20 protein-coding genes and 2 pseudogenes are annotated in these 25,658 nt (G+C 69.0%); 10 read left to right on the plus strand and 12 right to left on the minus strand.

The features are described from left to right. Positions 1 to 35 precede the first annotated feature (35 nt). Positions 36 to 2,540 (minus strand): CRTAC1 family protein, encoded by a 2,505-nt coding sequence (locus tag F4X11_02550; protein ID MYN63902.1) that lies wholly within the window; start codon positions 2,538 to 2,540, stop codon positions 36 to 38. Between F4X11_02550 and F4X11_02555 the strand changes: the two genes are divergently transcribed. From F4X11_02555 to F4X11_02570, 4 genes are all read left to right on the plus strand, one after another. Then, entirely contained in the window at positions 2,512 to 4,443 is a 1,932-nt protein-coding gene (locus F4X11_02555) for a hypothetical protein (protein MYN63903.1), read from the plus strand. The genes F4X11_02550 and F4X11_02555 overlap by 29 nt on opposite strands. A 54-nt stretch (positions 4,444 to 4,497) precedes the next feature. After that, complete coding sequence (locus F4X11_02560; GenBank protein ID MYN63904.1) at positions 4,498 to 4,815, plus strand: hypothetical protein; 318 nt, start codon at positions 4,498 to 4,500, stop codon at positions 4,813 to 4,815. A 110-nt stretch (positions 4,816 to 4,925) separates the two neighbouring features. Continuing rightward, positions 4,926 to 5,666, plus strand: a complete 741-nt coding sequence (locus F4X11_02565; protein MYN63905.1) for an AbrB/MazE/SpoVT family DNA-binding domain-containing protein — start codon at positions 4,926 to 4,928, stop codon at positions 5,664 to 5,666. Next, entirely contained in the window at positions 5,659 to 6,045 is a 387-nt protein-coding gene (locus F4X11_02570) for a type II toxin-antitoxin system VapC family toxin (GenBank protein ID MYN63906.1), read from the plus strand. Before F4X11_02565 ends, F4X11_02570 begins: the two co-directional genes overlap by 8 nt. A 29-nt stretch (positions 6,046 to 6,074) precedes the next feature. On the opposite strand, the gene F4X11_02575 is transcribed toward F4X11_02570, so the two are convergent. The 3 genes from F4X11_02575 to F4X11_02585 form a co-directional block, all read right to left on the minus strand. Further along, positions 6,075 to 6,254: a hypothetical protein gene (locus F4X11_02575; protein ID MYN63907.1), complete on the minus strand. Its 180-nt coding sequence runs from the start codon at positions 6,252 to 6,254 to the stop codon at positions 6,075 to 6,077. Between the two features lie 43 nt (positions 6,255 to 6,297). Continuing rightward, on the minus strand, positions 6,298 to 8,700 hold the full coding sequence (locus F4X11_02580) for a carbohydrate binding family 9 domain-containing protein (protein MYN63908.1): 2,403 nt from the start codon (positions 8,698 to 8,700) through the stop codon (positions 6,298 to 6,300). 175 nt (positions 8,701 to 8,875) lie between these two features. Beyond that, entirely contained in the window at positions 8,876 to 10,240 is a 1,365-nt protein-coding gene (locus tag F4X11_02585) for a HupE/UreJ family protein (GenBank protein MYN63909.1), read from the minus strand. 126 nt (positions 10,241 to 10,366) lie between these two features. Here F4X11_02585 and F4X11_02590 point away from each other — a divergent pair. Continuing rightward, positions 10,367 to 11,530: pseudogene (locus F4X11_02590) on the plus strand (hypothetical protein). 246 nt (positions 11,531 to 11,776) lie between these two features. Here F4X11_02590 and F4X11_02595 read toward each other — a convergent pair. Then, a complete protein-coding gene (locus F4X11_02595; protein ID MYN63910.1) occupies positions 11,777 to 12,232 on the minus strand; it encodes a hypothetical protein in 456 nt (151 codons plus the stop codon). A gap of 18 nt (positions 12,233 to 12,250) precedes the next feature. Next, the gene (locus tag F4X11_02600; GenBank protein ID MYN63911.1) at positions 12,251 to 12,703 is read right to left on the minus strand and encodes an FKBP-type peptidyl-prolyl cis-trans isomerase; all 453 of its coding nucleotides are present in this window, start codon (positions 12,701 to 12,703) and stop codon (positions 12,251 to 12,253) included. A gap of 221 nt (positions 12,704 to 12,924) precedes the next feature. On the opposite strand from F4X11_02600, the gene F4X11_02605 reads away from it, so the two are divergent. Further along, positions 12,925 to 14,286, plus strand: a complete 1,362-nt coding sequence (locus F4X11_02605) for a PQQ-binding-like beta-propeller repeat protein (protein ID MYN63912.1) — start codon at positions 12,925 to 12,927, stop codon at positions 14,284 to 14,286. 148 nt (positions 14,287 to 14,434) lie between these two features. Then, positions 14,435 to 15,763 (plus strand): glycosyltransferase family 4 protein, encoded by a 1,329-nt coding sequence (locus F4X11_02610; GenBank protein MYN63913.1) that lies wholly within the window; start codon positions 14,435 to 14,437, stop codon positions 15,761 to 15,763. Between the two features lie 77 nt (positions 15,764 to 15,840). On the opposite strand, the gene F4X11_02615 is transcribed toward F4X11_02610, so the two are convergent. Together F4X11_02615 and F4X11_02620 are read right to left on the minus strand one after the other, a co-directional pair. Further along, the gene (locus F4X11_02615) at positions 15,841 to 16,338 is read right to left on the minus strand and encodes a hypothetical protein (GenBank protein ID MYN63914.1); all 498 of its coding nucleotides are present in this window, start codon (positions 16,336 to 16,338) and stop codon (positions 15,841 to 15,843) included. A gap of 57 nt (positions 16,339 to 16,395) precedes the next feature. Next, positions 16,396 to 16,812, minus strand: a complete 417-nt coding sequence (locus tag F4X11_02620; protein ID MYN63915.1) for a YccF domain-containing protein — start codon at positions 16,810 to 16,812, stop codon at positions 16,396 to 16,398. Between the two features lie 194 nt (positions 16,813 to 17,006). Here F4X11_02620 and F4X11_02625 point away from each other — a divergent pair, with 194 nt between their 5' ends. From F4X11_02625 to F4X11_02635, 3 genes and pseudogenes are all read left to right on the plus strand, one after another. Further along, positions 17,007 to 18,083: a serine hydrolase gene (locus F4X11_02625; protein MYN63916.1), complete on the plus strand. Its 1,077-nt coding sequence runs from the start codon at positions 17,007 to 17,009 to the stop codon at positions 18,081 to 18,083. Positions 18,084 to 18,180: 97 nt separating this feature from the next. Then, a pseudogene (locus F4X11_02630) lies at positions 18,181 to 19,143 on the plus strand (SMP-30/gluconolactonase/LRE family protein). An 860-nt stretch (positions 19,144 to 20,003) separates the two neighbouring features. After that, positions 20,004 to 21,518 carry a sulfatase gene (locus tag F4X11_02635; protein ID MYN63917.1) on the plus strand — a complete coding sequence of 505 codons (1,515 nt, stop codon included), beginning with the start codon at positions 20,004 to 20,006 and terminating at the stop codon, positions 21,516 to 21,518. 40 nt (positions 21,519 to 21,558) lie between these two features. Here F4X11_02635 and F4X11_02640 read toward each other — a convergent pair whose 3' ends face one another. The 4 genes from F4X11_02640 to F4X11_02655 all read right to left on the minus strand — a co-directional run bounded on the left by F4X11_02640 (position 21,559) and on the right by F4X11_02655 (position 25,434). Beyond that, positions 21,559 to 22,002 (minus strand): hypothetical protein, encoded by a 444-nt coding sequence (locus F4X11_02640; protein ID MYN63918.1) that lies wholly within the window; start codon positions 22,000 to 22,002, stop codon positions 21,559 to 21,561. A 12-nt stretch (positions 22,003 to 22,014) separates the two neighbouring features. Next, the gene (locus F4X11_02645; GenBank protein ID MYN63919.1) at positions 22,015 to 23,400 is read right to left on the minus strand and encodes an AAA family ATPase; all 1,386 of its coding nucleotides are present in this window, start codon (positions 23,398 to 23,400) and stop codon (positions 22,015 to 22,017) included. 224 nt (positions 23,401 to 23,624) lie between these two features. Further along, on the minus strand, positions 23,625 to 24,071 hold the full coding sequence (locus F4X11_02650) for a hypothetical protein (GenBank protein ID MYN63920.1): 447 nt from the start codon (positions 24,069 to 24,071) through the stop codon (positions 23,625 to 23,627). A 115-nt stretch (positions 24,072 to 24,186) separates the two neighbouring features. Then, positions 24,187 to 25,434, minus strand: a complete 1,248-nt coding sequence (locus F4X11_02655; protein MYN63921.1) for an epoxide hydrolase 1 — start codon at positions 25,432 to 25,434, stop codon at positions 24,187 to 24,189. Between the last annotated feature and the right edge of the window lie 224 nt (positions 25,435 to 25,658).

The raw sequence follows: 25,658 nt of genomic DNA on the forward strand, positions 1-25,658 counted from the left end.
ACCTGGACGCACGGTCCGTTGCGGGGCTGTCGAGGCTATCGTCCCTGCGAGCCGAGCGTGAACGAGCGCAGCGGGAGGGTCGAGTAGGCCCGCTCGCCCTCGACGATGTGGATGGCTCGATCCGCCGGCACATCGTTGAACGTCTGCGTGATGCCGGTTGCGGGCCAGAGGATTTCGAGCCGCTCGATGCGCGAAGCGCGGCCCAGCCCGATGGTCTGGCGCAGCGGATTGCCGCCGAAGCTGCCGCCGCTGTTCACGTGGCGGTAGATGGAGCGCCGGCCGGCGCCCCGCTCGCCGGCGACGACGGCCCGGATGCGGGCGCCGATCGCCGACCGGTTGGAGCGGACGCCCTCGAGGCGGATCGTGATCCAGTGGTTCCCGAAGCCGGGGTTCTCGTAGAGGGCGTTGCCGAACCGGTCGCCCGGATAGGCGCCTCCCATCTGCTGGAACACGTCCTGATCGCCGTCGTTGTCGAAATCCGCGAAGGCCACGCCGTGGCCCTTCTGGAGGTGGCCGAAGCCGCCCGCGTAGGTTACGTCGGAGAAGCCGCGTCCTTCCCGGTTGCGGTACATCACGTTCGGCATCACGCTGTGATAGGGCGGATAGCCGGTGCCCAGGTAGAAGTCCGGGTAGCCGTCGTTGTCGAGATCGCCGAAGTTCGAGCCCATCGCCGCGGTCGGCGCCGTCAGGCCGTAGCGGCCGGTAACGTCCTGGAAGCGTCCGCCGCCCATGCCGCGGTAGAGCCGCGACGTCTCGGTGGGGGCGGGCCGGCCGAGCGCGCGGGCCGCCAGGTGCTCGATGTCTGCCGTATAGGCCGAGACGTACAGATCGAGCTGCCCGTCGTTGTCCACGTCCCAGAACCACGCCGGGAAGCTCCCGGTCGGGCCGGTCACGCCGAGCCGCGGCGCCTCGTCGATGAAGAACCCGCGACCGGTGTTGCGGTAGAGCCGGTTGCTCCCCCCGAAGTTGGATACGTACAGGTCCTGGAGGCCGTCGCCGTCGTAGTCGCCCCAGACCGCCGCCTTGGCGTACCCGTAGTTCATGACGGTGGCGGGCCCGGCGACGTCGGTGAACGTGCCGTCGCCGTCGTTGCGGAAGAGCTGGCTCGGCGCGACGAGCGTCCGCGACGATTCGTTGCCGACGTAGAGATCGAGGTCGCCGTCGTTGTCGTAGTCGCCCCAGGCTGCCGTATGGCTCGGGTAGTGCACCTCGCCGAGTCCCGCGTCGAACGTCACGTCGGTGAACGTCCCCTTCCCGTCGTTCCGCAGCAGCGAGTTCGGGTGCCGGCCGGCCGCGCGCAGCCACGCGCCGCGCAGGACCAGCAGGTCCACGTCGCCGTCGTTGTCGTAGTCGGCCTGGACCATGTTCAGGCCGCCGTACAGTCCGAGCAGGCCCGCTTCGGCGGTGCGTTCCGTGAAGGTCCCGTTGCGGTTGTTCCTGAAGTAGCGCATCTGTCCCCGCGTGCCCCACGTCGAGACCACGATGTCGAGATGGCCGTCGCCGTCGAAGTCGTCGGCGACCGCGCCGCCGCACATGTCGAACGTGTCGAGACCGAGGGTCGGCGCGATGTTCGTGAACCGGGGCATCGTCCCGGTCGACCGGAACGTCTCCGGCGGCAGCCGGTACGGCTCGGGCACCTCGTCCGGGTAACCGCCTACCGTCATGTAGGCGACGTTGAGCAGCCAGAGTGCCGCGAGGTACTGCTGCGTCCCGTCGTTTCCGACGGGCGCGGGCGCGCCCGCGCCCCAGTTGCGAGCGCCCGCCGCGGACAGCACGCCGCCCGACGCCACGTTCTCCGTGCTCCGCAGGACCGCCGTGAAGGCCGCGATGGCCTGGCGGGACGGCGTCTGATCGCTGTGGATTCCTCGCCCCTGCAGCGGCAGGATGCAGGCCTCGGCATGCGGATGGAGCGCGCAGTTCCGCGTCTCGGCCAGCCGGAGGTAGGCCACCCCGAGGCTGTAGTTGGTCAGATCGATCCCCGGGCGGTTCTCGTCGGTCTCGGGGATCAGGGCCAGGGCGTCGGTGAGCAGCCGGATCGCCTCGGCTTCGTTGCCGAGGCGCAGCTCCTCCCCGGAGAGCTGGAACATCACGCGCCAGCGGTTGGGGCCGGTGTCCGTGGCGGGCAGTCCGCGCAACTCCTCGCGGAGCTCCCTGGCCCGCCAGTCTCCCAGGAAGGGGTGCGTATCGGGAGTCTGGTTCGCTATCGTCCGCAGCAGCGCCAACATGCGCTGATGGCCGGCCGCCGACGCCGGCGAGACGGCTTCGGACGGCCTCGCGAGTTGCGCAGCGACGGGGCCGGCCAGATCGAGCCCGGCCGCCGCCGCGACTGCGAGCGCGGCGGCACGCGCGACGTGGATGAATGGCACCCGAGTCATTCTACCGCCGTGCGGGGGCCGGTCAACGGCGCGCCGCGGGGATGCCACGGCGTCGACGGGAACGCTTCGCCGGGGTCCGCGCCGGCACCCCGCGCGCAGCCGCGGAGTATCATCGTTCCGGGAGCGGGGAGGCATCATGAGCAGAATGAATCGCGCGCTCGTCATCGCGGTCGTCGCGTGCCTGGCGCCGGGAAGCGGCTTGGCGCAGATCACCGACTTCGACCTGGAGGTGGTGGCGTCGCCGGCGCTCGGCGGCGACTCGTTCGGGGAGGTCGGGCAGTACGAGCTGCTGCGCGGCGTCGTGACCGGCGCGGTCGATCCCGCCGATGCCCGTCACGATCACATCGTGAACCTGGACCGGGCTCCGCGCAATGCCGCGGGAAGGGTCGAGTATCGCGCCACGGTGGAGATCTACCGTCCCATCGACATGAGCCGCTGGAACCGGGCCCTCTACCACACGGTTTCGAACCGCGGCGGGGCCGGAGCGGCCGAGACGGCCCTGCTCGAGCGGGGGTTCGCCTTCGTCCGGGTGGGATGGCAGGGCGACCTGACGCCGACCGGATCGAACATCGTCGCCTACCTGCCGGCGGCGTCGAACCCGGACGGTTCCTCCATCGTCGGTCCCGCGCTCGAGGAGTTCATCTTCAACGACGCCGAATCCGTTTCGCGGGGGCGCCTGACGTATCCGGCCGCCTCTCTCGAGCCGCGGGGCGGGTTGCTGTCGGTGCGCGCGACGCAGGACGCCGACCGCATGCGGCCGGACGCCCTGCAATGGCGCTACGTGAGCGACACGGAGATCGAGATCGACCGCCCGGCCGGCTTCGACGGCGGCGCGATCTACGAGTTCATCTACGAAGCCAGGGACCCCATCGTGCTCGGGCTCGGCTTCGCCGCGATGCGCGACGCCGTCTCGTTCCTGCGCTACGAGGCGGCCGACGGCAACGGCAACGCGAACCCGCTGGCGGCGCCCGGCCTGCCGACCAGCGCCACCTCGCTCGGCATCTCGCAGAGCGGCCGGATGCTGCGCGACTTCCTCTACCTGGGCTTCAACGAGGACGTCGCCGGCCGCATCGTGTTCGACGGCATGCATCCCAACATCGCCGGCTCGCGCAAGACGTTCACCAACTACCAGTTCGGCCAGCCGGGCCGCTGGCAGAAGCAGCACGAGGACCACGTGTACCCCGGCGACCAGTTCCCGTTCACCTACGCCACGCTGACCGACCCGCTCAGCGGCCGGACGGACGGATTGCTGGAACGGTGCGGGGCGTCGAACACCTGCCCGAAGATCGTGCACAGCGACGGCGAGGCCGAGCTGTGGCAGGCGCGCTCGTCGCTGGTGGTCACCGACCCGGCGGGCGAGCACATCGAGCTGCCGGAGAACGTGCGCGTCTATCTGCTGTCGGGCACGCAGCACGGCGGCGGTCCCGGCGTCCACACGCGGCCGCCGAGCCGGGGCATGTGCCAGAACCCGAGCAATCCGCTGGCGCTGGCCCAGATCCGCACGGCGCTGAGCGTCGCGCTCCACGAGTGGGTGACCAGGGACGTCGAGCCGCCGGCGAGCCGTTTCCCGACGGTGGCCGGCAGCGGGCTGGTCGCCGCCGGCGACCTCGGATTCCCCGACATTCCGGGTGTCGTGTACTCGGGCTCGTACAACCCGCTGCACCTCGCCGACCACCGCTCCCTGCCGCCGATGTACGGTGACGCCTACACAGTGCTCGTCGGGCGCATCGACGCCGACGGCAACATGGTGGACGGGGTGCGGCATCCCAACCTCGCGGCTCCCGTCGGGACGCACACCGGTTGGAACCTGCGCCGGGCCGGCTTCGGCGAGGGAGGGCAGTGCGCCGGGACGGGTTCGTTCATCCCGTTCGCGGCTACCGAGGCCGACCGCGAGTCGTCCGGCGATCCGCGCCCGTCGCTCGAAGCGCGCTACTCGAACCACGCCGCCTATGTTCAGGCCGTCTCCGAGGCGGCGGACGAACTGGTGGCGGAGCGGCTGCTGCTTTCCGCCGACGCCGATGCCATCGTGGAGTTGGCGCGCGGGAGCGCGAGCACGACGCAGGACTGACGGCCGCATGGTGCTCCGACCGCCGTCCTGTTCGCCGACCGGCTGAGCGCGCCCATGCTGGGTCTTTCCGAGATAGCCGTCATCGGGGCCATCGTGCTGGTTCTGCTCGTGCTGGGCGGCCGGTCGCGCCGTGATCGCCCGTCGGACTCGCTGGGCGACGGCGGCGCGGACGTATGGGAGGCGCGCGCGACGATCCGGATCCCCAAGTACCTCGCCACCGTGCTGCTGGCGCTGGTGGCCGCCGCGGCCGTGGCCGGGGCGGCCGTCTGGCTGCAGTTCCCGGTCTGGGCCGCGGCGCTGTCCGGCGGCGTCGTGGCCGGGGCCGGTGTCGTCGCCGCCATGCAGAGCGGCCGCCGCTCGCGCGGCGATTGAGCCTACACGAGGAGCACGCGCAACGTGCGCTCGACCACGCGGTCCGGGCGTGGGTTGGATAGGTAATGGTGGTAGTATCATACCTACTCAACCAATCTCCGGGAGGGGAGATGAAGGCGACCCATGCTCCACGCGGACCGATCGATCCGGCCGCTGTGCGGCTCGTCGCGGACGGGGATGCGACGAAGTCCGACAAGATCCGTGCGTTGAACCGCCTCGGCATGCGCACGGCGGACATCGCGCGATCACTCGATATCCGGTATCAGTTCGCCCGCAACGTCTTGCAGCGCGACGAGCAACGGGCCGCGCCGGCGTCTCTGCTCACGGCGGCCGAGCGCAGTCGGGTGGCGGGACTCATCCGGGGGCTTCCCACCAAGGCGGCCCGAATCCGTGCTCTTGCGGCCGCCGGCTTCGACCGGTCGCAGATCGCGAACGCGCTCGGACTGGGCTATCAGCATGTCTACAACGTGCTGTCGGCCCGGCGAGCCGGCCGCCTTCGGGACGGCGGTCCCGAGCGGGCAAGCGCGCCTGCGGTCGCGTACCCATATCCGTATGCCGCGCAAGGCGAGCCGGATCATGACCTGCCGGGGCCGGACCCGGTCCGGTCGATCGTCGCAGCCGGTGGACGTGTCACCGTGCCGGCGGACTTTCTCGACGCGCTCGGCGTCTCGGAGGGGGATCCGGTCGTGCTGAACCTGGAGGGGGACGAGGTGCGACTCTGCGGACCGGACGCCGCGATCCGGCGGGTCCAGCGCCTGGTGGCGCGGCATGTTCCGGCCGACGTTAGTCTGGCCGACGAGCTCATCTCCGAACGGCGGCGGGAGGCCGCGCGCGAGTCCGACGATGGCTGATTGCGTCCTGGATGCGTCCGCGATCCTGGCGCTCGTCAGGGGCGAGCCGGGCGCGGATATCGTGCGCGGCCGGATCCCGCGCTCGCTCGTATCCACGGTGAACGTTGCGGAGGTAGGTACGAAGCTCGTCGACTGGGGCATGTCCAGCGCCGGGTTGCGGCGCGTCGTCCTCGGTCTCGGATTCGAGATGCGCCCGTTCGACGCGAATCAGGCACTGGCGGCGGCTGCGCTGCGGGCGGCCACGCGCAGCCGCGGATTGGCTCTCGGCGATCGTGCCTGCCTGGCGCTGGCCCAGTCCACCGGATTGCCGGTGCTGACCGCCGACCGGGCGTGGCGCGGCGTCGGCGTGGATGTGGAGATCGAAGTGATTCGCACATGAGCGTGCGCCGCTGCAACGCCGGACGCCGACTACTCCTCCGAGTCGGGCAAGAGCGACCTTACCCGTCGCATCAGCGCTTCCACCCGCCGAATCGCCGCCGGACGATCGATGGGCCGGGCGTCTTCCGGCAACGGCGCGTAGCGGTAGTGCACCGCGAACGCGCTGAACGCCTTCAGCTCGGTGTGCCTCGAGACGGCAACGTCCCGCACTCGGATGATGTCGACGAGCTTGCCGAGGTCGTGCGTCAGCGCTTCACCGCGATAGCAGGTAGGTCATCTTGACGGCGATCTGGCGGTTGCGCACGTCGCCCCACGGCGAGCGGCGGACGTGGGGATTCAGGTAGAACAGGTCGTCGAGGCGCATCTCGTCGTAGGCGATGTAGATGTCGCTGCCCGGGCTGTAGATCCAGTTGAAGCGGATGCTGTTGCTCAGCTCGCCGGTCAGCGAGTTGTACTGCGACAGCGATCGCAGCGTCACCGTCGGCGACAGCGTCAGGTCCAGGCGCAGCGATGCGAGATCGGCGACGAAGTTCCCCCACGGCAGGTCGACGTCGCTGCGGTTGAAGATGGTCTCGGCCGAGACGCGGCTCGTGGCCCGCAGGCCGACCGTGGCCTGGATGTCGGTGCGGGTGCCGTCGAAGAAGGTCTGCGGGGAATACCGGGTCCGGGTGTACAGCCGCCGCGACGGGTCGGACTGGTACGAGAAGACCCATTCGCCGAAGCGGTAGGTGCCGGCCGGGACCGTAACGCCGGTGTTGCGGATGGGGAACGGGATGTCGAGCTGCTCGAAGTGGTCGTTGAAATAGAACATGGCCGACGAGCCGTTCTCGAAGTAGGTCCCGATCATGTTGTGGATCCGCCGGGTCAGCAGCCGGTTGTGCTGGTCGGTGGTGTAGGTGATGTTCCACATCGGGTCGAACATCCGGATGTTGAAGCGACCGGGCCGCGGGTTCCACTCGCCGTGGAACTTCGACGTGCGGATGCCGAGGCGCGGGACGAAGCCGACCTCGGGGTTGAAGTTCTCCTGCAGGTCGGCGAACTCGGTGTAGACGTGAAACGCCGGGCTCAGCCACGTGGCCCGCGCGTACGAGGCCATGTCGCCGCTCGTCAGGCCGGGAGTCTGGGTCTTGGCGACGAAGCCGGTCATCGTCAGGTTGCGGTGCACCGCGAGCGTCGTGTCGGCCGCGAACGTGCGGTTGTAGTGGGAGACGCCGCCGGCGTCGGGCGCGAACACGCTGCCGACGGCCTGCTTGTCGATCACGATCCCGCCGACCTTCGAGCGCGCGAGGATGTCGCGGCTGTAGCGGCCGACGAAGAAGTTGTCGCCCGCGTTGCCGAAGGACCCCGTCGTGATGTTCATCGCGGCGACGTTGTGGCGGTTGACCTTCCCGGTAAGCCGCGCGCCGCCGATGATGGGGGTCGGCTGACCGCCCGCCGACAGGCCGATCCGCCGCGTGAAGAAGAGGTCGGCGACCCGCCCGAACCCGCTCCCCGGCGCCCCGACGTTGAACATGCCGGCGTTCTCGAGGAAGAAGTCGCGTTTCTCGGGGAAGAAGAGGGGAAAGCGCGTCAGGTTCACCTGCTGCTCGTCCACCTCGACCTGCGCGAAGTCGGTGTTCAGGGTCAGATCCAGGTTGAGGCCCGACGCCACGCCGTACTTGACGTCGAGGCCGTAGTCGTTGAACCCCGAGCCGTCGAGACCGCCGCCGGCGACGGTACCCGTGGCGCGGTCCTGGCGGCCGCCCGCGAGCATGTAGGGGGTCATGCGCAGGTCGAGGCCGCGGTTGACCGCCCCGATGCCGTGCATGGTGCCGGCGAGGCTGACGCGGGTCAGCGTGTACTCCTTCGAGATCGGCGCCCAGTACACCTGCTCGTTCTTGCGGCGGATGTTGCGCATGAAGTTGACGCCCCAGACCTGCTCCTCGGTCCTGGGGAAGCGCAGCGTCACCATCGGGATCGCGATCTCGGCCATCCAGCCGTCGGCGGTGCGGCGGGAGACGACGTCCCAGACCCCGTCCCAGTTGATGTTTACGTTGTTGCTGTTGCGTCCCCGCCAGCCGCCCTCGCCCTCCTCGGCCACCTGCTGCTCGAGCTTCGCGCCGAGCGGGCTGGTGACGAACATGTAGCCGGAGCGCCGGTCCTGGAAGGTGTCGAGGATGACCTGGAAGTTGTCCTCGTCGAGCAGCCGCAGCGAGTCGCGCCGCATCTCGGTGGCGATGACGCCGTCGGGCTCGGTGTCGTAGGCCTCGACGCCGAGGTAGAGGGCTTCGGCGTCGTAGAGCAGCCGGACCACCGTCCGCTCGGTGGCCGGCTCGCCCTCGGCCGGCTCCTGCTGCACGAAATCGTCGATGACGGCGGCCTGCAGCCAGACCTCCTCGTCGAGGCGCCCGTCGATCTGCGGGCCGTTCTCGACGCGGACCGGCGCCACCCGGTAGTACTCGCTCGGCGGCATGACGGCGAATCCGCCGCTCCCGCCGTTTCCATCCAGTACGAGGGGCGGCTCGACCGCCTGGGCGCCGGCCTCGGCGTCGGCCCCGGACAGGGTGCGCGTTCCGAGGGGCGTCTCCGGCGTGGACTGCGCCCCGGCCGGCTGCGATGCGGCGAGCAGCAGGCCGGCGAGAAGGGGGACCGAACGACGGACAGTGGTCATGGGCATCGTCGTGGTCGACCGGGCGAAGCGCGTCGCGCCCGGTGGTCGTTGTGCAAGTCGTATCCCTGGTGCTCGACGAGGCCCGTTCGCCGGGCCGCGGGTTCGTCGCTCCCGGTGCGACTCCCGTGTGCTCGTTCGCGGGCGAGCTCGATGCCCGCCGAACGGGCGCCGTGCCCGCCGCTCAGCCGGTCCGCTGTTCCGCCGCGACCTCCTCCGCCGGCGGCTGCCGCCAGTACTTGAATCCGTACCACGCGGTGGCCGCGGCCAGCATGAACAGGATCAGCCACGGGATGATCCCGTCCAGCAGCGCGCTGGCGATCGCCGCCCACGTGAGCGGGTACTGGCTCAAGGTCTCGTAGCGCTCGGCCATCCAGTGCAGGCTGGTGTGGGCGACGAGGGCCGAGATCAGTATCGTGCCCATGCGCTCGTTGACGCCGTAGCGGAAGAGCAGCTCCAGGGCCGGCACGCAGAGCGCGATCACCAGCAACTGGCCCAGCTCGACGCCGACGTTGAACGACAGCAGCGACGTCAGCAGGTGCGAGCCGGCGAACTGCAGCGTCTCGCGCAGCGCGAACGAGAAGCCGAATCCGTGCACGAGGCCGAAGCCGAAGGCGACCACCCAGCGGCGGCGGATGCGGGTGGCGTCGCCGGAGCCGGCCGCCACGATGTTCTCGAACGCCATGTAGACGATGGAGAGCGCGATGAGCGTCTCGACCAGCGGCGGGAACCACAGCGTGTTCGGCGCCATGTCGTACGCCGACGCGATGAGGGTCACCGAGTGGGCCACGGTGAATCCGGTCACGATCGGCACGAGCGCCCAGAACCGGCGGAACGGAATCACCAGGCAGAGCAGGAACAGCAGGTGGTCGAGGCCGTCGAGGATGTGCTCGAAGCCGGAGACGACGAAGTTCCAGGCCGCCTGGTGCCAGCGCGGGTCGAGGGTGACGACGCCCGGGTCGCCGCGCAGCTCGAACGCCCGCTCGGCGCCCGCCGGCGTGATGAAGCGGATGACCGAGATGACCCGCAGTCCCAGCCGCTCGACGCCGGGCCGGATCGAGAAGGCGGATTCGGCGGACGTCGTGTCGTAGTCGAGCAGCACGTCCAATAGCGCCTGCCGCCAGATGATCTGCGTGGTCGGGGGCAGCCGCTCGCCGGTCGTGACGTGGGCGAGCGCGTCCTCGTAGGTGTTGAACGCCCGGTTGGACGGCAGCGAGAGGCGCACCGCGGAAAGCGTGGGCTCCGGCAGCCGGACGCCGTCCTCGTACAGCTCGATCTCCTGGCCCAGCCACAGCATGGCGGCGTCGGGCAGGAGTTGCTCGGCGCCTTCGATGTCCAGATAGCCGGGGCCGCGGAGCGGGAAGTTGATGTCGAGCATCGCCTCGAGCGGAACCCGCACCAGCATGCGCAGCCGGTCGCCTTCCGGCTTGACGAAGGCGCGCACGGTCACGTCGTTCGGGATGTCGTGCGCCTGCACGCCGCCGGTCGCTCCGGCCAGCAGCAGGGCCAGCGTGCCGACGGCCAGCAGCATCTTGCGTCGATCTCGCACTCGATCCGCCTCCCCAATTGCCAAGTCGCTTCCAAGTATACTGTTCGACTGTCGCTACGACTGAACGCGCCGGACGGCCACGGACTTGGCGGGACGCGGCGCACGGTTCCAGAAGGAGGAACACAGATGAAGAAGTACGCGTTTCTGGTGCCGCTGGCCCTGGGCGTCGTCCTGGCCGGCGTCGTCCTGACCGCCGGGCAGAACGGAGACGACGACGCGGTCATGGCGCCGATGTTCGAGGTCGACCCGCTGTGGCCGAAGAACCTGCCCAACCACTGGCTGATGGGCCCGACCATCGGGGTGGACGTCGACGCGCAGGACAACGTCTGGGTCCTGCACCGCAACACTCCGGACAACTTCCAGGGCGCCACCGAGATCGGCATGGTCACGGACCCGCCGGTCAGCGAGTGCTGCCAGCCCGGTCCGCCCGTCCTCGTCTTCGACAAGTCGGGCAACCTGGTCGACAGTTGGGGCGGTCCCGGCACCGAGACCGGCGACTACGTCTGGCCCGAGTCCAACCACGGGATCGCCGTGGACCACATGGACAACGTCTGGATCGGCGGCAACGGACAGGGCGACGCGCACGTGCTGAAGTTCACGCGCAGCGGCGAGTTCCTGCTGCAGGCCGGCCGGCACAACGCCCGCGTGGTCCGCGAGGAGGACGGGCGTCGGATCTTCCAGCGCGACAGCCTCTCGGAGGACAGCTACGGCCGCGTCGCCGAGATCGGGATCGACCCCGAGGCGAACGAGGCGTACTTCGCCGACGGCTACTACAACAAGCGCGTCGCGGTGGTCGACATCGAGACCGGCGCGTTCAAGCGCGGCTGGGGCGCCTACGGCAACGTGCCGGACGACGACTACGACTTCGGCGGCCCCTACGTGCCGGGCAACGATCCGGCGCAGCAGTTCCGCGGGCCGGTGCACTGCAGCGTGATCGCGAACGACGGGCTCGTCTACGTCTGCGACCGCGCCGAGGACCGCGTGCAGGTCTTCCAGAAGGACGGGACTTTCGTCGACGAGCTGCTCGTCGGCACCCACACCCGCGCGCAGGGCTCGACCTGGGACCTCGACTTCTCGCCTGACGAGGACCAGACCTACATGTACCTGGCCGACGGCCAGAACATGAAGGTCTACATCATCGAGCGCAAGTCGCTGAAGGTGCTGACCGCGTTCGGCGACGGCGGACGCCAGCCGGGCATGTTCTTCGCGGTGCACAGCCTCGCCGTCGATTCCGATGGCAACATCTACACGACCGAGACCTACGAGGGATCGCGCGTGCAGAAGTTCGTCTACAAGGGGATGGGCCCGGTGCCCGAGGGCGCCGAGGGCGAGAAGAGCCAGGGCGTGCTCTGGCCCACGAACTAGCGCGACCTTTCGTCGTGGCGCGTGGTCGCGCTGGGCGTTTCGCCGCGCGAGACTCCTGCGCGGCGCGTTCCGGCGGAGAGATGAATGGCCGGTTCGGGCTTGGTGCCCGGACCGGCCATTTCCCATGTACGCGGCGCCGGCCTCACGGTCGGCGGCTTCGCCCCGCGATGTCTACTTGAGGGCGCTCGGCTTGATCCGGAAGCCGTCGTCCGTTTCCTCCCGGAACTCGCCGTGGCACGATGTGCAGACGCTGCGCAGCTCGGCCAGCGCCGTGGTGGCGGCGTTGCGATCCTGCGATCCCGAGGCGCGCCCGATAGACCGCGCGGCCTCGATCGCCTGCGTGGCGAATTCCACCGCCTGGGGCTGTTCCTGCGCCGTCCAGAAGGATTCCACCTTGGCCAGCTCGGCCCGGATCTTGTCGGAGTCCTCGCCGACGTCGCCCCAGTAGCTCGCGTCGATGTGCAGCGAGGTGTCCGTCGCGAGGTAGCGCAGCTCCTGCATCGCCGCCTCGTAGTCGCTCTCGGTGACCGCGTCCTGCGCGGTCGCCGGGGCGGCGCCGAAGCCGACGGCCAGCGCGGCGACCAGGACCGGTGCGGCGCCGAGCGCCGCTCTCTTCGTCAAGGGCATGTCGGTTCTCCTTTGCGGTTACTGGATCTGCAGGAGCTGGACGTCGAAGACCAGCATGCCCGCCGGGAAGCCGGCGCGTCCGCCGTAGGCCAAATCCTCGGGAATCCAGAAGCGCCGCGTCTCGCCGACCACCATCAACTGCACGCCCTCGGTCCAGCCGGCGATCACGCGGTCGAGCGGGAACATCGCGGGCGTGCCGCGGACCCGCGAGCTGTCGAACATCTGGCCGTTGGTCAGCCAGCCGGTGTAGTGGACGGTCACGCGCGAGTTGGATCGGGGACGCCTGCTCCCGGTGCCTTCCTCGATGACCTTCGACGCGAGGCCGGAGGAGGTGCGTTCGGCGTCGTCCGGCGGCGCCGCGACGTCGGGCGGTGCGGGGATGGTGCGCTGCGCGCTGGCCGCGGCGGCGAAGCCGACGACGAGCAGGGCGACCAGGATCAGAACGGACGGCGACGAAGTGTTGATAATCATGGTGGCGGATCTTATCCCACTATCATTGTCGAGATTGCTCGTTCGGGTCGTGTGCGGGTCCGTGACCGCAGCCTTGGCCGGCGGTGGGGTTGGCGCCTTCTGATCCGGTACGCTTGGCGTGCCGTCCGACGACGGAACCAGGGTGATGGTCATCGGCGCGCCTGGCGCTCTGCGATCCGGTACCCTTGGCTGATTCTGAACGTCCCGCGAGGCTGTCGCAAATGGCAATGAAGACCTTTTCGTTCGGTGTGCTCGTAGCCGCCCTGACGCTGACCTTCCTGGCGGGTCCGGCGGCGCCCGCCGCCGCCCAGTCCGACGTGGCCGCCGACACCGGCTGGCCCCAATGGCGCGGGCCGCTCGCCACCGGCGCCGCGCCGGCCGGCGACCCGCCGGCGAGCTGGAGCGAGACCGAGAATGTCCGCTGGAAGACGGAGATTCCCGGGTACGGGCAGGCGTCGCCCATCGTGTGGGGGGACCACGTGTTCCTCCTGACGGCCATCCCGGCCGGTCCCGGGGACGGCGCCGGCAACGGCTTCTTCTCGCGGCTCCGGCGCCGCTTCATGGGCACGGTGCGATCCGGCGACCTGCTCAACTTCGTGGTCGTGGCCCTCGACCGCCGCGACGGTTCCGTGGTCTGGGAGCGGACCGCGGTGACCGAGCAGCCGCACGAGGGCCGCCACAACACGGGAAGCTGGGCGTCGGGGTCGGCGGTGACCGACGGCGAGGTGGTGTGCGCCTTCTTCGGTTCGCGCGGCCTCTACTGCTACGACATGGACGGCAATCCGCTGTGGGATCGCGACTTCGGCGACATGCGGATCCGCATGGGCTTCGGCGAGGGGGCCTCGCCGGCGCTCCACGGCGACGCCATCGTCGTCGTGTGGGACCACGAGGGGCAGTCGTTCATCACGGCGCTCGACAAGCGGACGGGGGCGGAGCGGTGGCGCACGGACCGGGACGAGAGCACCTCCTGGTCGACGCCGCTCGTCGTCGAGCATGCCGGCGGCACGCAGGTCGTCACCAGCGCGACGGACGGCGTGCGCGGGTACGACTTCGAGACCGGCGCGCTGCTGTGGGAAGGCGAGGGCGTGACCACCAACGCCATTCCGTCCCCGGTCGCCGCCGGGGGCATCGCGTACCTGATGAGCGGGTATCGCGGCAACCGGCTCTATGCCGTCGACCTCGCGTCGGCGCGCGGCGACATCTCGCGCGGCGGGGGCATCGTCTGGTCCCTGGACCGCGACACGCCCTACGTGCCGTCCCCGGTCCTGCACGACGGCATCCTGTACTTCACGAAGAGCAACTCCGGCATCCTCTCGGCCTACGACGCCGCCAGCGGGGAGAACCTGTACGGTCCGGTGCGGCTGTCCGGGATTCGCGACGTGTACGCCTCGCCGGTCGTCGCCGGCGGTCGGCTGTACGTCACGAGCCGGGACGGCGTCACGCTGGTCGCCCGGGCGGGCCCCGAGTTCGAGATCCTGTCGATGAACCGCCTCGACGACGATTTCGACGCCTCGCCGGCCGTGGTCGGGGAAGAGATCTACCTGCGGGGACGACAGTACCTCTACAGCATCGCCGCCGACTGAGCGTGGCGGTGGCGGCGAGCGCGGCGCTCGCCGCCGTGCCGCTCGTGCGCCTGTCGTCCGCGCCCACCGCAGCTCACCGCGGATCGGCGCAACGCTATAATCGCTGCGAGCCCGTCTCTCGCGCGCCAACGCGGGCCGCACGAGTCCGATGCGCATCATCTCTATCACCGCCGGCGCTGGCGGCATGTACTGCGGAAGCTGCATCCGCGACAACACGCTGGCGAAGTCGCTGCGGCGGCTCGGGCACGAGGTGCTCCTGGTTCCGCTCTACACGCCGCCGCGCACCGACGAGCCGAGCGTCAGCGAGCACCGGGTCTTCTTCGGCGGGATCAGCGTCTACCTGGAGCAGTACTCCGGACTCTTCCGCGGCACGCCCTGGCTGATCGATCGCCTGTGGGAATCGCCGTGGCTGCTGCGCGCGGTCTCGCAGCGCGGGGTGCAGACGCAGCCCGAGCAGTTGGGGGAGCTCACCGTCTCGGTGCTCGAGGGCCGGCACGGCCACCAGCGGAAGGAGTTCGACAAGCTCGTGCACTGGCTGCGCTCGGAGCCGCGGCCGGACGTGATCGACATCTCCAACTCCATGCTGATCTCGCTGGCCCCCGCGCTGAAGGAGGCGATCGGCTGCGGCATCTGCTGCACGCTGCAGGGGGAGGACATCTTCCTGGACCATCTCGACGAGCCGTACCGCTCCCGCGCGCTGGCGCTGATCCGCGAGCACGCCCGGTCGGTCGATCGGTTCGTCGCCGTCAGCGACTACTACGCCGGCCACATGGCGCGGTACCTGCACATTCCCGGGGCGAAGCTGGACGTCGTGCCGTTGGGCATCAACGCCGACGGCTACCCGGAGGCGGCGCGGGACGAGTCCCGGCCGTTCACGATCGGCTATCTCGGGCGCATCGCGCCCGAGAAGGGAATCCACCTGCTCTGCGACGCCTACCACCGGCTGCGCGCGCGGGGCGACCTGGAGGGCTGCCGCCTGGAGTTGGCGGGCTATCTCGGACCGGAGCACCAGGCCTACCTGGAGGGCATGGTCCGGCAGGTCCGCGAGTGGGGCCTCGAGGACGAGATCCACTACCGGGGCGTGCTCGAGCTCGACGACAAGGTGGCGTTCCTGCAGCGCCTCGACGTGTTCGCCGTGCCGGCGACGTACGACGATCCGAAGGGACTGTCCCTGGTCGAGGCGATGGCGTGCGGTGTGCCGGTGGTCGCGGCGAGACGCGGCACCTACGTGGAGCTGATCGAGCGCACGGGCGGGGGAGTGCTCGTTCCGCCGGAAGACGTCGAGGCGCTGACGGCCGAGCTGCACCGGTTGCGCACGGACGACGGGCTGCGCGTCGAACTGGGCACGCGGGCCGCGTCCGGGGTCCGCGAGCGGTACACCGCCGACGTCATGGCGCGCCGCGCCGCCGAGGTGTACCGGCGCGTCTGCCCTTCGCCGTCGGAGGACCCGGTCTCGACCGCGGTCGGTGTTCGTTAGCCGCCGCGGTGCGGCGTCCGGGGGGCGCCGAAGACGAGAAGCGGCTGCCCCGGCGCGTGCAGTCGGTCCCCACGGGCCTACGCGGCGTTCGCTGCGCGTGCATCGCTGCGCCAGATCCAGACCAGCACGGCGAGCACGCCGACCCCGAGCAGGCGCCGGGGACCCTCCACGAAGATCACGGCGCCGTTGGCGATCATGAACAGGAAGAAGGCGCGGACGGCCAGTCTCCGGAGTCGGGGACGCCGCTGGGAGTGTGCGGGGCGGAGCTGCCACCGGAGACCCTCCCCGATCCAGATCGCCGTGAACGCGTAGTTCACCCAGAGGCCGCCGCCCCAGTCGAGACCGAAGAGCTCCTCGGTGCGAGCCGCCGTGTGGGCGTACGCGGCCGCGTGACTCCAGTCGTGATGGAACGTGAAGGCCGCGGCCACGTGGGCCAGGTACGTCAGCGCTCCGAGCAGCCAGACCGGCCGTGCCCATGGGGCCGGCGGCCGTCGTGTCCGGCCGTACTCGCCGGCGACGTAGAGGGCCAGCGCGGTCCAGATCGTCACGGCGACGATGGGCGTAGTGGGGGACACGGAGCACCTTGCGTCAGGGTTCGATACCGTCTCGCGATCCGGCTGCGTCGACCGCGGCTACCGCAGCCGCGCGGCGATTCCCTTCGGCACGATGGTCTGGCCCACGGGCATCAGGGATATCCCCGCGAGCTTGAAGTGTTGAATGCCGAACGGGATGCCGATGATCGTCAGGCACATGGCCAGGCCCGCAAGCACGTGGCACAGCGCCAGCCACCAGCCGGCCAGCAGCAGCCACACGATGTTGCCCAGGAGGCCGGCGGTGCCCGTGCCGAGGTCTTCCTGTCCGGTCACCACCTGCCGGGGCACGGCTTCGTGCCCGAACGGCAACAACGTGAAGCGGGCGATGACGAAGCAGGAGCGTCCCCAGGGGATGCCGATTATGGTCACGTACATGATCACCCCGGCGATTACCCAGCCGATGCTCATCCAGATCCCGCCGAGCAGTATCCAGAGGATGTTGCCGATGGTGCTCATCCCGTTCCCCCTCGGTGTGTTGCAGGCCGTTCGGCGGACCGAGACCCCCCGGGGGCGCACCGCAGCCGGCCGGCGTCGCGGTCTTCCCTGGTAGGGTAAACCGGATGTTGCGCCTTGCGTTTCCGACGCCGGCGCCGGTCTCTCTTTCGGTCAAGGCGGATCATCGAGGCTCGTTTGACCGATAGAATGGGCCGATGCGGCACACGGGGCGGGCGCGGCGGCGGCGGTGGGCGGGCGGTTGTCCGGCGCTTATAGCTCTGCTGTGCCTGATCGGATCGGCGGCGCCGCATACCGCGGGCGCCAACGGCGCACCGGCCCTGAACGAGTTCCACCGGGGGCGGATCCTCGAGCGCGCGGCCGGCTTGCCCCGCCTGCGCAGCCTGCTCGTCTCGGTCGGCGGCGAGCTGATCGAGGAGCACTATTTCAACGGCGCCGCGGCGCACCGTTCCGCCAACCTCAAGTCCGCGTCGAAGACCATCATCGCCATTCTGGTCGGGATCGCCATCGACCGGGGCTACCTGGCGGGCGTCGATCAGCCGATCGTCGACTTCTTCCCGGACGAGCTGGCCGACGCGGAAGCAGCGAAACGGTCCATCACCGTCGGCGACCTGCTCTCCATGCGGGCGGGTCTGGAGACCACCTCGAACCGCAACTACGGGCGCTGGGTGCGGAGCCGGCACTGGGTGCGGCATGCGCTGAGCCGGCCGCTGGTCGACCGGCCGGGCGGGCGGATGATCTACAGCACCGGCAGCACGCATCTGCTGTCCGCGATCCTGACCCGCGCCACGGGCATGAGCACCCTGGAGTTCGGCCGCCGCTATCTCGCGCGGCTTCTCGGCATCACGCTGCCGTCCTGGACCCGGGATCCCCAAGGGGTCTACCTGGGCGGCAACGAGATGGGCCTGACGCCGCGGGCGATGCTGGCGGTCGGCAACCTCTTCCGGCGCGGCGGGACCGGGGCCGGGCGGCAGGTGATCTCGCGCGAGTGGATCCGCGCGTCGACGGTCCCGCGCACCCGATCGCGGTTCAGCGGGCGGCAATACGGGTACGGCTGGTGGATGCGCACGCTGGCCGGGCATCGGACCTACTACGCCTGGGGCTACGGGGGGCAGTTCATCTTCGTGATTCCGGATCTGGACGCGGTGATCGTGGCGACGTCGTCGCCGAATCCGGGTTCCGGGCGGCGGCGCCACCGGCGCGAGCTGGACGACCTCATCGACTGCGACCTGGTGCCCGCCATCCGGCGGGCGGTGGCGGAAGCGGCGCAATAGGGGGCTTTCGACGCACGAACCACAATCGAGGACGGAAGTGAGGAACGACATGACGAAAGCGACCAGCCTGCTCGTAGCCGTGTTCGTGCTCTTGACGATGGCGTGCGGCGGTGCGCCGGAACCGCCGCCGGAGGAGGTGGACGCCGGTCCGGTCGGGGAGCCGGCCGGCGAGGGGTCCATTCTCCGGATCGACCGGCGGCTCGATTCGTTGATCCCCACCGGCGCCACGATAGAGAAGGTGGCCGAGGGCTATACGTTCACGGAGGGGCCGGTCTGGATCCGGGGCGAGCAGCGGCTGCTCTTCTCCGACGTGCGGGCCAACGCCATCCACCAGTGGACGGCGGCGGACGGCGCCAGCCCGTTCATCGATCCGGTGTTCGAGGGCGACCGCGAGGGGCTGCGGTCGATCTCGTCCAACGGCCTGACCTTCGACACCGAGGGCAGGCTGATCATCTGCGAGCACGGCAACCGCCGCATCTCGCGGGTGGAGGAGGACGGCAGCCGCACGGTGCTGGTCGACGGCTACGAGGGGAGCCGGCTCAACAGCCCGAACGACGCCGTCTTCGGCTCCGACGGCTCGCTCTACTTCACGGATCCGTCGTACGGCCTGGAGGGGCTGGAGGAGTCGCCGCTGCGCGAGCTCGACTTCAACGGCATCTACCGCCTGCGCCCGGACGGCGAGCTGCAACTGCTGGTGAGCGACCAGACGCGCCCGAACGGGATCGCGCTCTCGCCGGACGAGTCGACTCTGTACGTCGCCAACTCCGACGCGAACAACAAGGTGTGGATGGCGTACGACGTCGACGACGAGGGCGCCTCCAACGGGCGCGTCTTCTACGACGTCAACGACCAGACCGCGGCCGGGGGCGCCGACGGCATGAAGGTCGACCTGCGCGGCAACGTCTTCGCCACCGGGCCGGGCGGCGTCTGGGTGTTCGGCCCGGACGGCGTACACCTCGGGACGATCCTGATGCCGGAGGTGACCGCCAACGTCGCCTGGGGCGGCGACGGACGCACGCTCTACATGACGGCGAGCACCGGCGTCTACCGGATCGACCTGGCCACCGCGGGCGCGGTCCCGGGCAACCCGGTCGTGGTCATGGAGACGACGATGGGCAACGTCACGATGGAGCTGTTCGCGGACCAGGCGCCGGTCTCCGTCAGCAACTTCCTGCAGTACGCCTACGCCGGCTTCTACGAGGACACCATCTTCCACCGGGTGATCGAGAACTTCATGATCCAGGGCGGCGGCATGGGCACCAACCTGGTTCCGAAGATCACCCGCGAGGCGATTGTCAACGAGGCGACCAACGGCCTCGGCAACCGGCGCGGCACGGTGGCGATGGCGCGCACCGCCGCGGTCAACAGCGCGACGTCGCAGTTCTTCATCAATCACGCGAACAACGGGGGCCGCGGCCTCGATCACCGCGGCACGGCCCCGGATGCGTACGGCTATGCCGTCTTCGGCGAGGTCGTCGACGGGATGGACGTCGTCGACGCCATCGCCGGCGTGCAGACCACCGCGCAGGGGGCGCACGGGAACGTGCCGGTCACGCCGGTGGTGATCAACGCGATGACGGTGCAGCCGTAGCGCGCGCACCGTTGGTCGTTCGCGGGAGTAGTGAAGGCCGGCGGCGTCGTGTCGCCGGCCTTCCTCGTCCCGGGCGAACGAGCGGCGCGCAGGCGGCGACCGGTTCGTCGGAGAGCGACGAGAGGCGCGGCGCGCTGCGACAATGACAGCCATGCGCGAGTTCAACATCGCCGGGCCCGTAGTGGCTGGAGACCACTACCTGATCGCTCCAGGGAGCGGACGTGGGAGGAGAAGATCTTCCGCCGCGACCCGCCGCCCGACACGGGCCCCGATCACCGTCTGGGGCATGTGAGTCGTCGGTAGAGCACGTCCTGGATGGCGGAAGAACGATGCAACGTGAGCGAGTACGGCCGAGACCCTGTCGGCTGGGGTTCATCTTGATCATTACGGCGTTCCTCTCGTCGGGGAGCGCTACTGGCCACGTGGCCGGGGTCGCCGGCCCGGACTACGAACGCCGCAACATCGTCTTCATCCTGACCGACGATCAGCGCTTCGACGCGCTCGGGCTGCTGAACGACTACTTCCGGACGCCGAACCTGGATCGCCTTGCGGAAGGCGGCGTTCTCTTCGAGAACGCGTTCGTCACGACGTCGCTCTGCTCGCCGTCGCGCGCGTCGATCCTCTCCGGCCAGTACGCGCACGCGCACCAGGTGCTCGACAACAGCACCCCGATGCCAACCGGGATACCGACCTTCCCGCAGGGATTGCAGGCCGCCGGCTACGAGACCGCGTTCGTCGGCAAGTGGCACATGGGTGGCGCGCGCGACGATCCGCGGCCCGGCTTCGACCACTGGGTCTCGTTCCGCGGGCAGGGGCCGTACACGGACCCGGCGCTGAACATCAACGGCGCGCGCACCGAGACTCCCGGCTACACGACGGACCTGCTCACCGACCACGCGGTCGAGTTCATCCGGCGCGACCACGACCGGCCGTTCCTGCTGTATCTCTCGCACAAGGCCGTCCACGCCCCGTTCACCCCGGCCGAGCGCCACGCCGGCGCCTACGTCGACACGCGCTATCCGCGCCCGGCGTCGATGGCCGATACCGACGCCAACTACGCCGGCAAGCCGGCCTGGGTGCGCGCCCAGCGCGATAGCTGGCACGGTGTGGACGGGATGTACGACGGACGGACCGACTTCAATCGCTTCGTGCGCGAGTACGCCGAGGCCTTGATGGCCGTCGACGACAGCGTCGGGCGGGTCGTCGAGGCGCTGCGCCGCGAAGGGTTGCTCGATTCCACGCTGCTCGTCTTCACCTCGGACAACGGCTTCCAGTTCGGCGAGCACGGCCTGATCGACAAGCGAACGATGTACGAGGCGTCGATCCGCGTGCCGCTCATCGTGCACTGCCCGGATCTGTTCGATGGCGGCGCGCGCAGGCCGGAGATGATCCTGAACATCGACTTCGGTCCGACGTTCCTGGAGGCAGCCGGCGCTCCAATCCCCGACACGATGCACGGCCGCTCGTTTCATGGGCTCCTCGCCGGGACGTCGGACGACTGGCGGGACGCGTTCCTCTACGAGTACTTCTGGGAGCGCGCGTTTCCCCAGACTCCCACCGTGCTGGGCGTGCGCGGCGACCGCTACAAGCTCATCCGCTTCCACGGCGTGTGGGAGCCCTACGAGCTCTACGACCTCGACGCCGACCCGCACGAGATGCGCAACCTGCTCGGCGACGTGCGGGTGGAGACGCAGGCGGGCACCGTCGACCGGCAGATCACGCAGCGGGTGGCTCCGGACGTGGCAGAGGTCTTCGCCGGCCTCATGGAGCGGTTGACTGCAATCCTGCGGGAGACGGGGGCCCTCGACGAGCCGACGTGGCGGGCGGTAGCAGAAGGGTGGTAGGGGATGGACGGTACGGAATCGCTGTCTTCCTTCTCACGTGTCACACGTGTAGCGTGCATGCCGTCCGCGTCAGCAGACTCGCGTTGGCCGCGCGCGAATAGACCTTGCCTCTGGGGCGGTCGACGAGTTTCTTGTTCTTGAAGTCCGCGATCAGGCCGGGGTCGCCGGTATAGAGAAGCCGGACGCCGGTCCATCTTGCCAGAGCGAGCACGTGTGGATCATCGGACCGCCGGTCTGTACTGTCTCTCATGGCGCGCTCATCTTCGGCGAACTGGTCCGCGGGAATGAGTTTGGCCTTGCCGGCCTGCGCGTACGATAGCAGCTTGGCTCTCGTGCGGTACCCCACTTCCGTGGCAAAGGCCCCGCCTGTCGAATAGACGATGCGTCCGCCACGGTCCAGCCAGTTCCGTATTGGCGCGGCATCCTCGGTGGCCGGATCAGCGAGGAATGCCCCGAGACGATTGGCGTCCACAATGATGCACATCCGCGCGGTCTCTCAGTCTGAGAACCCGAGTAGCTGGTCGGTTTCCTTCAAAAAGAAGTCACGATAGCCTGGCGGCGCGCCCTCCAGGTTGCCGTAGTCGTCCAGGGTCATGTTGTGGATCGTGACTGCGTTGCCGGTAGGCTCGAAGTAGAGAATGGACACGTCATCGGACTTGAGCGTCTCTTTTCGGACTGCAATGCGCATGCGATCAACGATGTAGTCGCTATGCGTTTCAATCAGGAATCGGCTCCCGCTTTTCTTGAACGCGTCGACGAACAGATTCGCCAGTTCAGCCTGACCACGCGGGTGCAGATGGACTTCTGGTTGTTGTAGCAGGAACATCCGCCCGCCCGAATCACGGCGCCGCCGACCACCGACACGATCCGATTCCGTCGCCGCCATTACGTCCACGAGGATCGGGAGACTCTGGCTGACTCCGTAGCCGACGTCCGTTATGTTCGCGTGCGGACCGGTTCGGACCTTCACCTGTAGCTGAAACGGATCGCTCATTTGCCGGCCGTGGCGCTTGACCTTGATGTCGGAGAACAAACCCGACCCGCGGCCAAAGGCAACCAGATCGTCGTGAAGTGACTTCCAGTGACTCTGGTTCGTGCGACTCAGCCGCATCATCAGCATCGGGATGTGCCCACCTTCAGGCGAGGCCGTTTCGCTGACGGGGTTGTACGTGCGCATGGGCTTCGAACGGAGCGGCGCGATGGGAATCAGCTCCGGAAGTTGTGGACGCAGTACTCCAATGCGCTTACGGTCCGCGCGCTGGGTTCTCCTTGTCTTCGGCTTGTGGCGTAAAAACAGATCGCGCAGATAGTCGGCCACAGGCTGCAAACCTTGGGATGGAGGAGAGAATTTCTGTCTCTCGTCGCCGACCAGGGCCATCAGGTAGTCGAGAAGGAACACCGCCTGACCAAACGGAAAGTCGGTCTCCACTTGGTGATCGGGAGTACGCAAAACGGTTCCTTCCGGACCGCGTTCCAGTTCCAGGAACGAATCAGACTCGAACTCGAAACGGAACGACGCGATGGCCGGTTGTGAGTCCTCATCTCGAAACGTGATCAACACGCGGTACGATGGGATTTCACCGGTAGGCTTGGGCACGACCGAGAGTCCAAGCTGGAATTGGTCGATCCGGCCCCCGGGGCCGCGTCTCGATCGGACAATGTCGCGAAACGAGCCCATGACGAACGGTTCCTCGTTGAAGTCCAGCAGGCTGTCCAGGTCGAATCCGGTAAATGCCTGATGCAAGGCTCTGTAACATCCCAGAAAGGTGGTCTTGCCGGTACTGTTTTCGCCCACCAGCAGGGTAATGGGCCGCAGGTTGCCGCGTTGTGCATCCTGAAAGCAGCGCACGTCACACAGAATGAGTTCGCGCGGATCATCCATGGTCGACTTCTTGTTGTCAGGAAGCTGAGCTGGAGATCCGAACACGTGCCGTCGTCGAGGCTACTGTCGAAGAAGTCCTCATCGCACGAGTGTAGCACCCGCGCACGACGGCGCGACGGTTCGACGGTACCCGGAAATACCCTGTGGAGGCACCTGCAGGCTGCCCTGGCCGGATCCCTGAGTGGTTGCCGTGCTCGGGCGGATGGGGTTTTCCCGGCCGCATCTCAGAACGAGCGCGAGCCGCCGAACAGGCCCGTGAGCCAGCTCCAGAAGCCTCCCTGCCGCCGGGTGGCTACCAAACCGGTTTCCGACGATACGTCGACGACCTCGCCGGAGACGGTGCGCACGTCCTCGTCCGTGGAGTCCGACTCGCCGGGCGGAGGCCCTTCCGGGGCCGAAACGCGGACGAGCGGGGGGCCGCCCAGGCGGACGGTGACCATCACCTCCCCGGGGGCCGGGACGCTCGCCGCCGGCAGGCCGTGCGCGGCGCTGGCGTCGAGGGTGCCCAGCGCCGCGACCAGCGCGCTCTCGGCGACCTCGAAGATTCCCGGGACGCCGCGTCCGGCCGCGAGGGCCTGCGGGACGTCGCGGAACGAAACGGTCCAGTTCGGCGTGCCGCGCTCGATACGACAGGGATAGCTCGCGATGCGTGCGGACTGCATAGGCTTCATGAGTGGAACAGGGTTCGGATGATGCGCCGCGGGCCACGATGACTGCCGCCCGGCGCGCGGACGGCAGTCATGGTAGCCCGATTGTTTCGACAACGCGAACGCGCGCCTGCGGCGGCTACCGCAGTTTCCGGAAGAACGCGCGGATGTCCTCGGTCAGCAGCTCCGGCTCCTCGAGCGCCGCGAAGTGTCCGCCGCGCGGCATCTCGGTCCAGTGCGTCACGTTGTAGGCCGCTTCCGCCCACGCCCGCGGCGGGATGAACAGCTCCTTCGGGAAGATGGCGGCCCCGACCGGGGTCTCGATGTAGCCCGGCTGGTTGGTCGCGCGGCGCGACTCGTAGTAGATGCGGGTCGACGACGTGATGGTCTGGGTCGCCCAGTAGATGGTGATGTTCGTCAGCAGCTCGTCCCTGGTGAACTGGCTCTCGACGTCGCCGCCGCAGTCGCACCAGGTCCGGAACTTCTCGACGATCCAGGCCGCCAGCCCCGCCGGCGAGTCGTTGAGGCCGTAGCCGAGGGTCTGCGGCTTCGTGCCCTGGATGTTGCTGTACCCGCGCTCGTCCGCGAAGAACGCCTGCCGCTCCCGGGTGCGCGCCAGCTCCTCGGGCGGCACGCCGGCCGTCGGGTCGTCCACGCCCGCGGGCGGACCGGCCGTCACCATGTTCAGGTGCACGCCGACCACGCGGTCCGGATGCTGCGCGGCCTGCCAGCGGCTGATGATGCTGCCCCAGTCGCCGCCCTGCGTGCCGTAGCGGTCGTAGCCGAGCCGCTCCATCAGCCTGCCGATGATCGCGGCCATCTTCTCGGGGCCGTAGCCGCGGCCGGTGGGCTTGTCGGAGAAGCCGTAGCCGGGGATCGACGGGGCCACCACATGGAACGCGTCCGCAGCGTCGCCCCCGTAGTTGGTCGGGTCCGTCAGCAGCGGGATGATCTTGTAGAACTCCATGATCGAGCCGGGCCAGCCGTGGGTGATCACCAGGGGCAGGGCGTCCTCGTGGGGCGAGCGCTGGTGGATGAAATGGACATCCAGCCCGTCGATGTCCGTCTTGAAGTGGTCGAAGCCGTTCAGCAGCCACTCCTGGTCGCGCCAACTGAACTCGTCCCGCCAGTAGTCGATCAGCTCCTCCAGGTACTCGCGGTTCGTGCCGTAGTCCCACTCGGTGCCGACCAGGTCGTCGGGCAGCCGCGTCCGGGACAGGCGGTCCTTCAGGTCGGCCAGCACCGCGTCGGGCACGTCTATCGTGAACGGGCGGATCGCCTCGGGGTCCTCGGCCGCGCTCTCCTCCTGGCCCGGCGCCGGGGCGGCGGATGCGGTTCCGGTCGTCGCGAGCACGCCGGCGGCGAGAGCGAAGGCGGCCACCAGCATCAGCGGCGGGGCGCTACGAATCGTGGCGAATCGGAGCATGATCATCAACACACCTTTCGTTCAGGGTGGCCCCTATAATGCCACGACTGACCAGGAGGGACCGACCGATGCTGAAGACATGGCTGAACCGCGCGCTCGTCCTCGGCTGGATTCCGACGCTGTTCGTCGCCGGCGGCGTCCGCTGGCTCGACGAGCCGGCCGCGTCGGCCCAGGAGCGGACGCCG

The sequence above is a fragment of the Acidobacteriota bacterium genome, from assembly GCA_009861545.1.
GTDB lineage: Bacteria > Acidobacteriota > Vicinamibacteria > Vicinamibacterales > UBA8438 > WTFV01.

What these genes read in the sequence shown, in the direction of transcription:
- F4X11_02580 (MYN63908.1), bottom strand. Translation starts at nt 8,700, where the DNA reads ATGCCCATGACCACTGTCCGTCGTTCGGTCCCCCTTCTCGCCGGCCTG.
- F4X11_02655 (MYN63921.1), bottom strand. Translation starts at nt 25,434, where the DNA reads ATGCTGGTGGCCGCCTTCGCTCTCGCCGCCGGCGTGCTCGCGACGACC.
- F4X11_02560 (MYN63904.1), top strand. Translation starts at nt 4,498, where the DNA reads ATGCTGGGTCTTTCCGAGATAGCCGTCATCGGGGCCATCGTGCTGGTT.
- F4X11_02610 (MYN63913.1), top strand. Translation starts at nt 14,435, where the DNA reads ATGCGCATCATCTCTATCACCGCCGGCGCTGGCGGCATGTACTGCGGA.
- F4X11_02570 (MYN63906.1), top strand. Translation starts at nt 5,659, where the DNA reads ATGGCTGATTGCGTCCTGGATGCGTCCGCGATCCTGGCGCTCGTCAGG.
- F4X11_02555 (MYN63903.1), top strand. Translation starts at nt 2,512, where the DNA reads ATGAGCAGAATGAATCGCGCGCTCGTCATCGCGGTCGTCGCGTGCCTG.
- F4X11_02550 (MYN63902.1), bottom strand. Translation starts at nt 2,540, where the DNA reads ATGACGAGCGCGCGATTCATTCTGCTCATGATGCCTCCCCGCTCCCGG.
- F4X11_02565 (MYN63905.1), top strand. Translation starts at nt 4,926, where the DNA reads ATGAAGGCGACCCATGCTCCACGCGGACCGATCGATCCGGCCGCTGTG.
- F4X11_02640 (MYN63918.1), bottom strand. Translation starts at nt 22,002, where the DNA reads ATGTGCATCATTGTGGACGCCAATCGTCTCGGGGCATTCCTCGCTGAT.
- F4X11_02620 (MYN63915.1), bottom strand. Translation starts at nt 16,812, where the DNA reads ATGAGCACCATCGGCAACATCCTCTGGATACTGCTCGGCGGGATCTGG.
- F4X11_02625 (MYN63916.1), top strand. Translation starts at nt 17,007, where the DNA reads ATGCGGCACACGGGGCGGGCGCGGCGGCGGCGGTGGGCGGGCGGTTGT.
- F4X11_02650 (MYN63920.1), bottom strand. Translation starts at nt 24,071, where the DNA reads ATGAAGCCTATGCAGTCCGCACGCATCGCGAGCTATCCCTGTCGTATC.
- F4X11_02595 (MYN63910.1), bottom strand. Translation starts at nt 12,232, where the DNA reads ATGCCCTTGACGAAGAGAGCGGCGCTCGGCGCCGCACCGGTCCTGGTC.
- F4X11_02600 (MYN63911.1), bottom strand. Translation starts at nt 12,703, where the DNA reads ATGATTATCAACACTTCGTCGCCGTCCGTTCTGATCCTGGTCGCCCTG.
- F4X11_02605 (MYN63912.1), top strand. Translation starts at nt 12,925, where the DNA reads ATGGCAATGAAGACCTTTTCGTTCGGTGTGCTCGTAGCCGCCCTGACG.
- F4X11_02645 (MYN63919.1), bottom strand. Translation starts at nt 23,400, where the DNA reads ATGGATGATCCGCGCGAACTCATTCTGTGTGACGTGCGCTGCTTTCAG.
- F4X11_02635 (MYN63917.1), top strand. Translation starts at nt 20,004, where the DNA reads ATGCAACGTGAGCGAGTACGGCCGAGACCCTGTCGGCTGGGGTTCATC.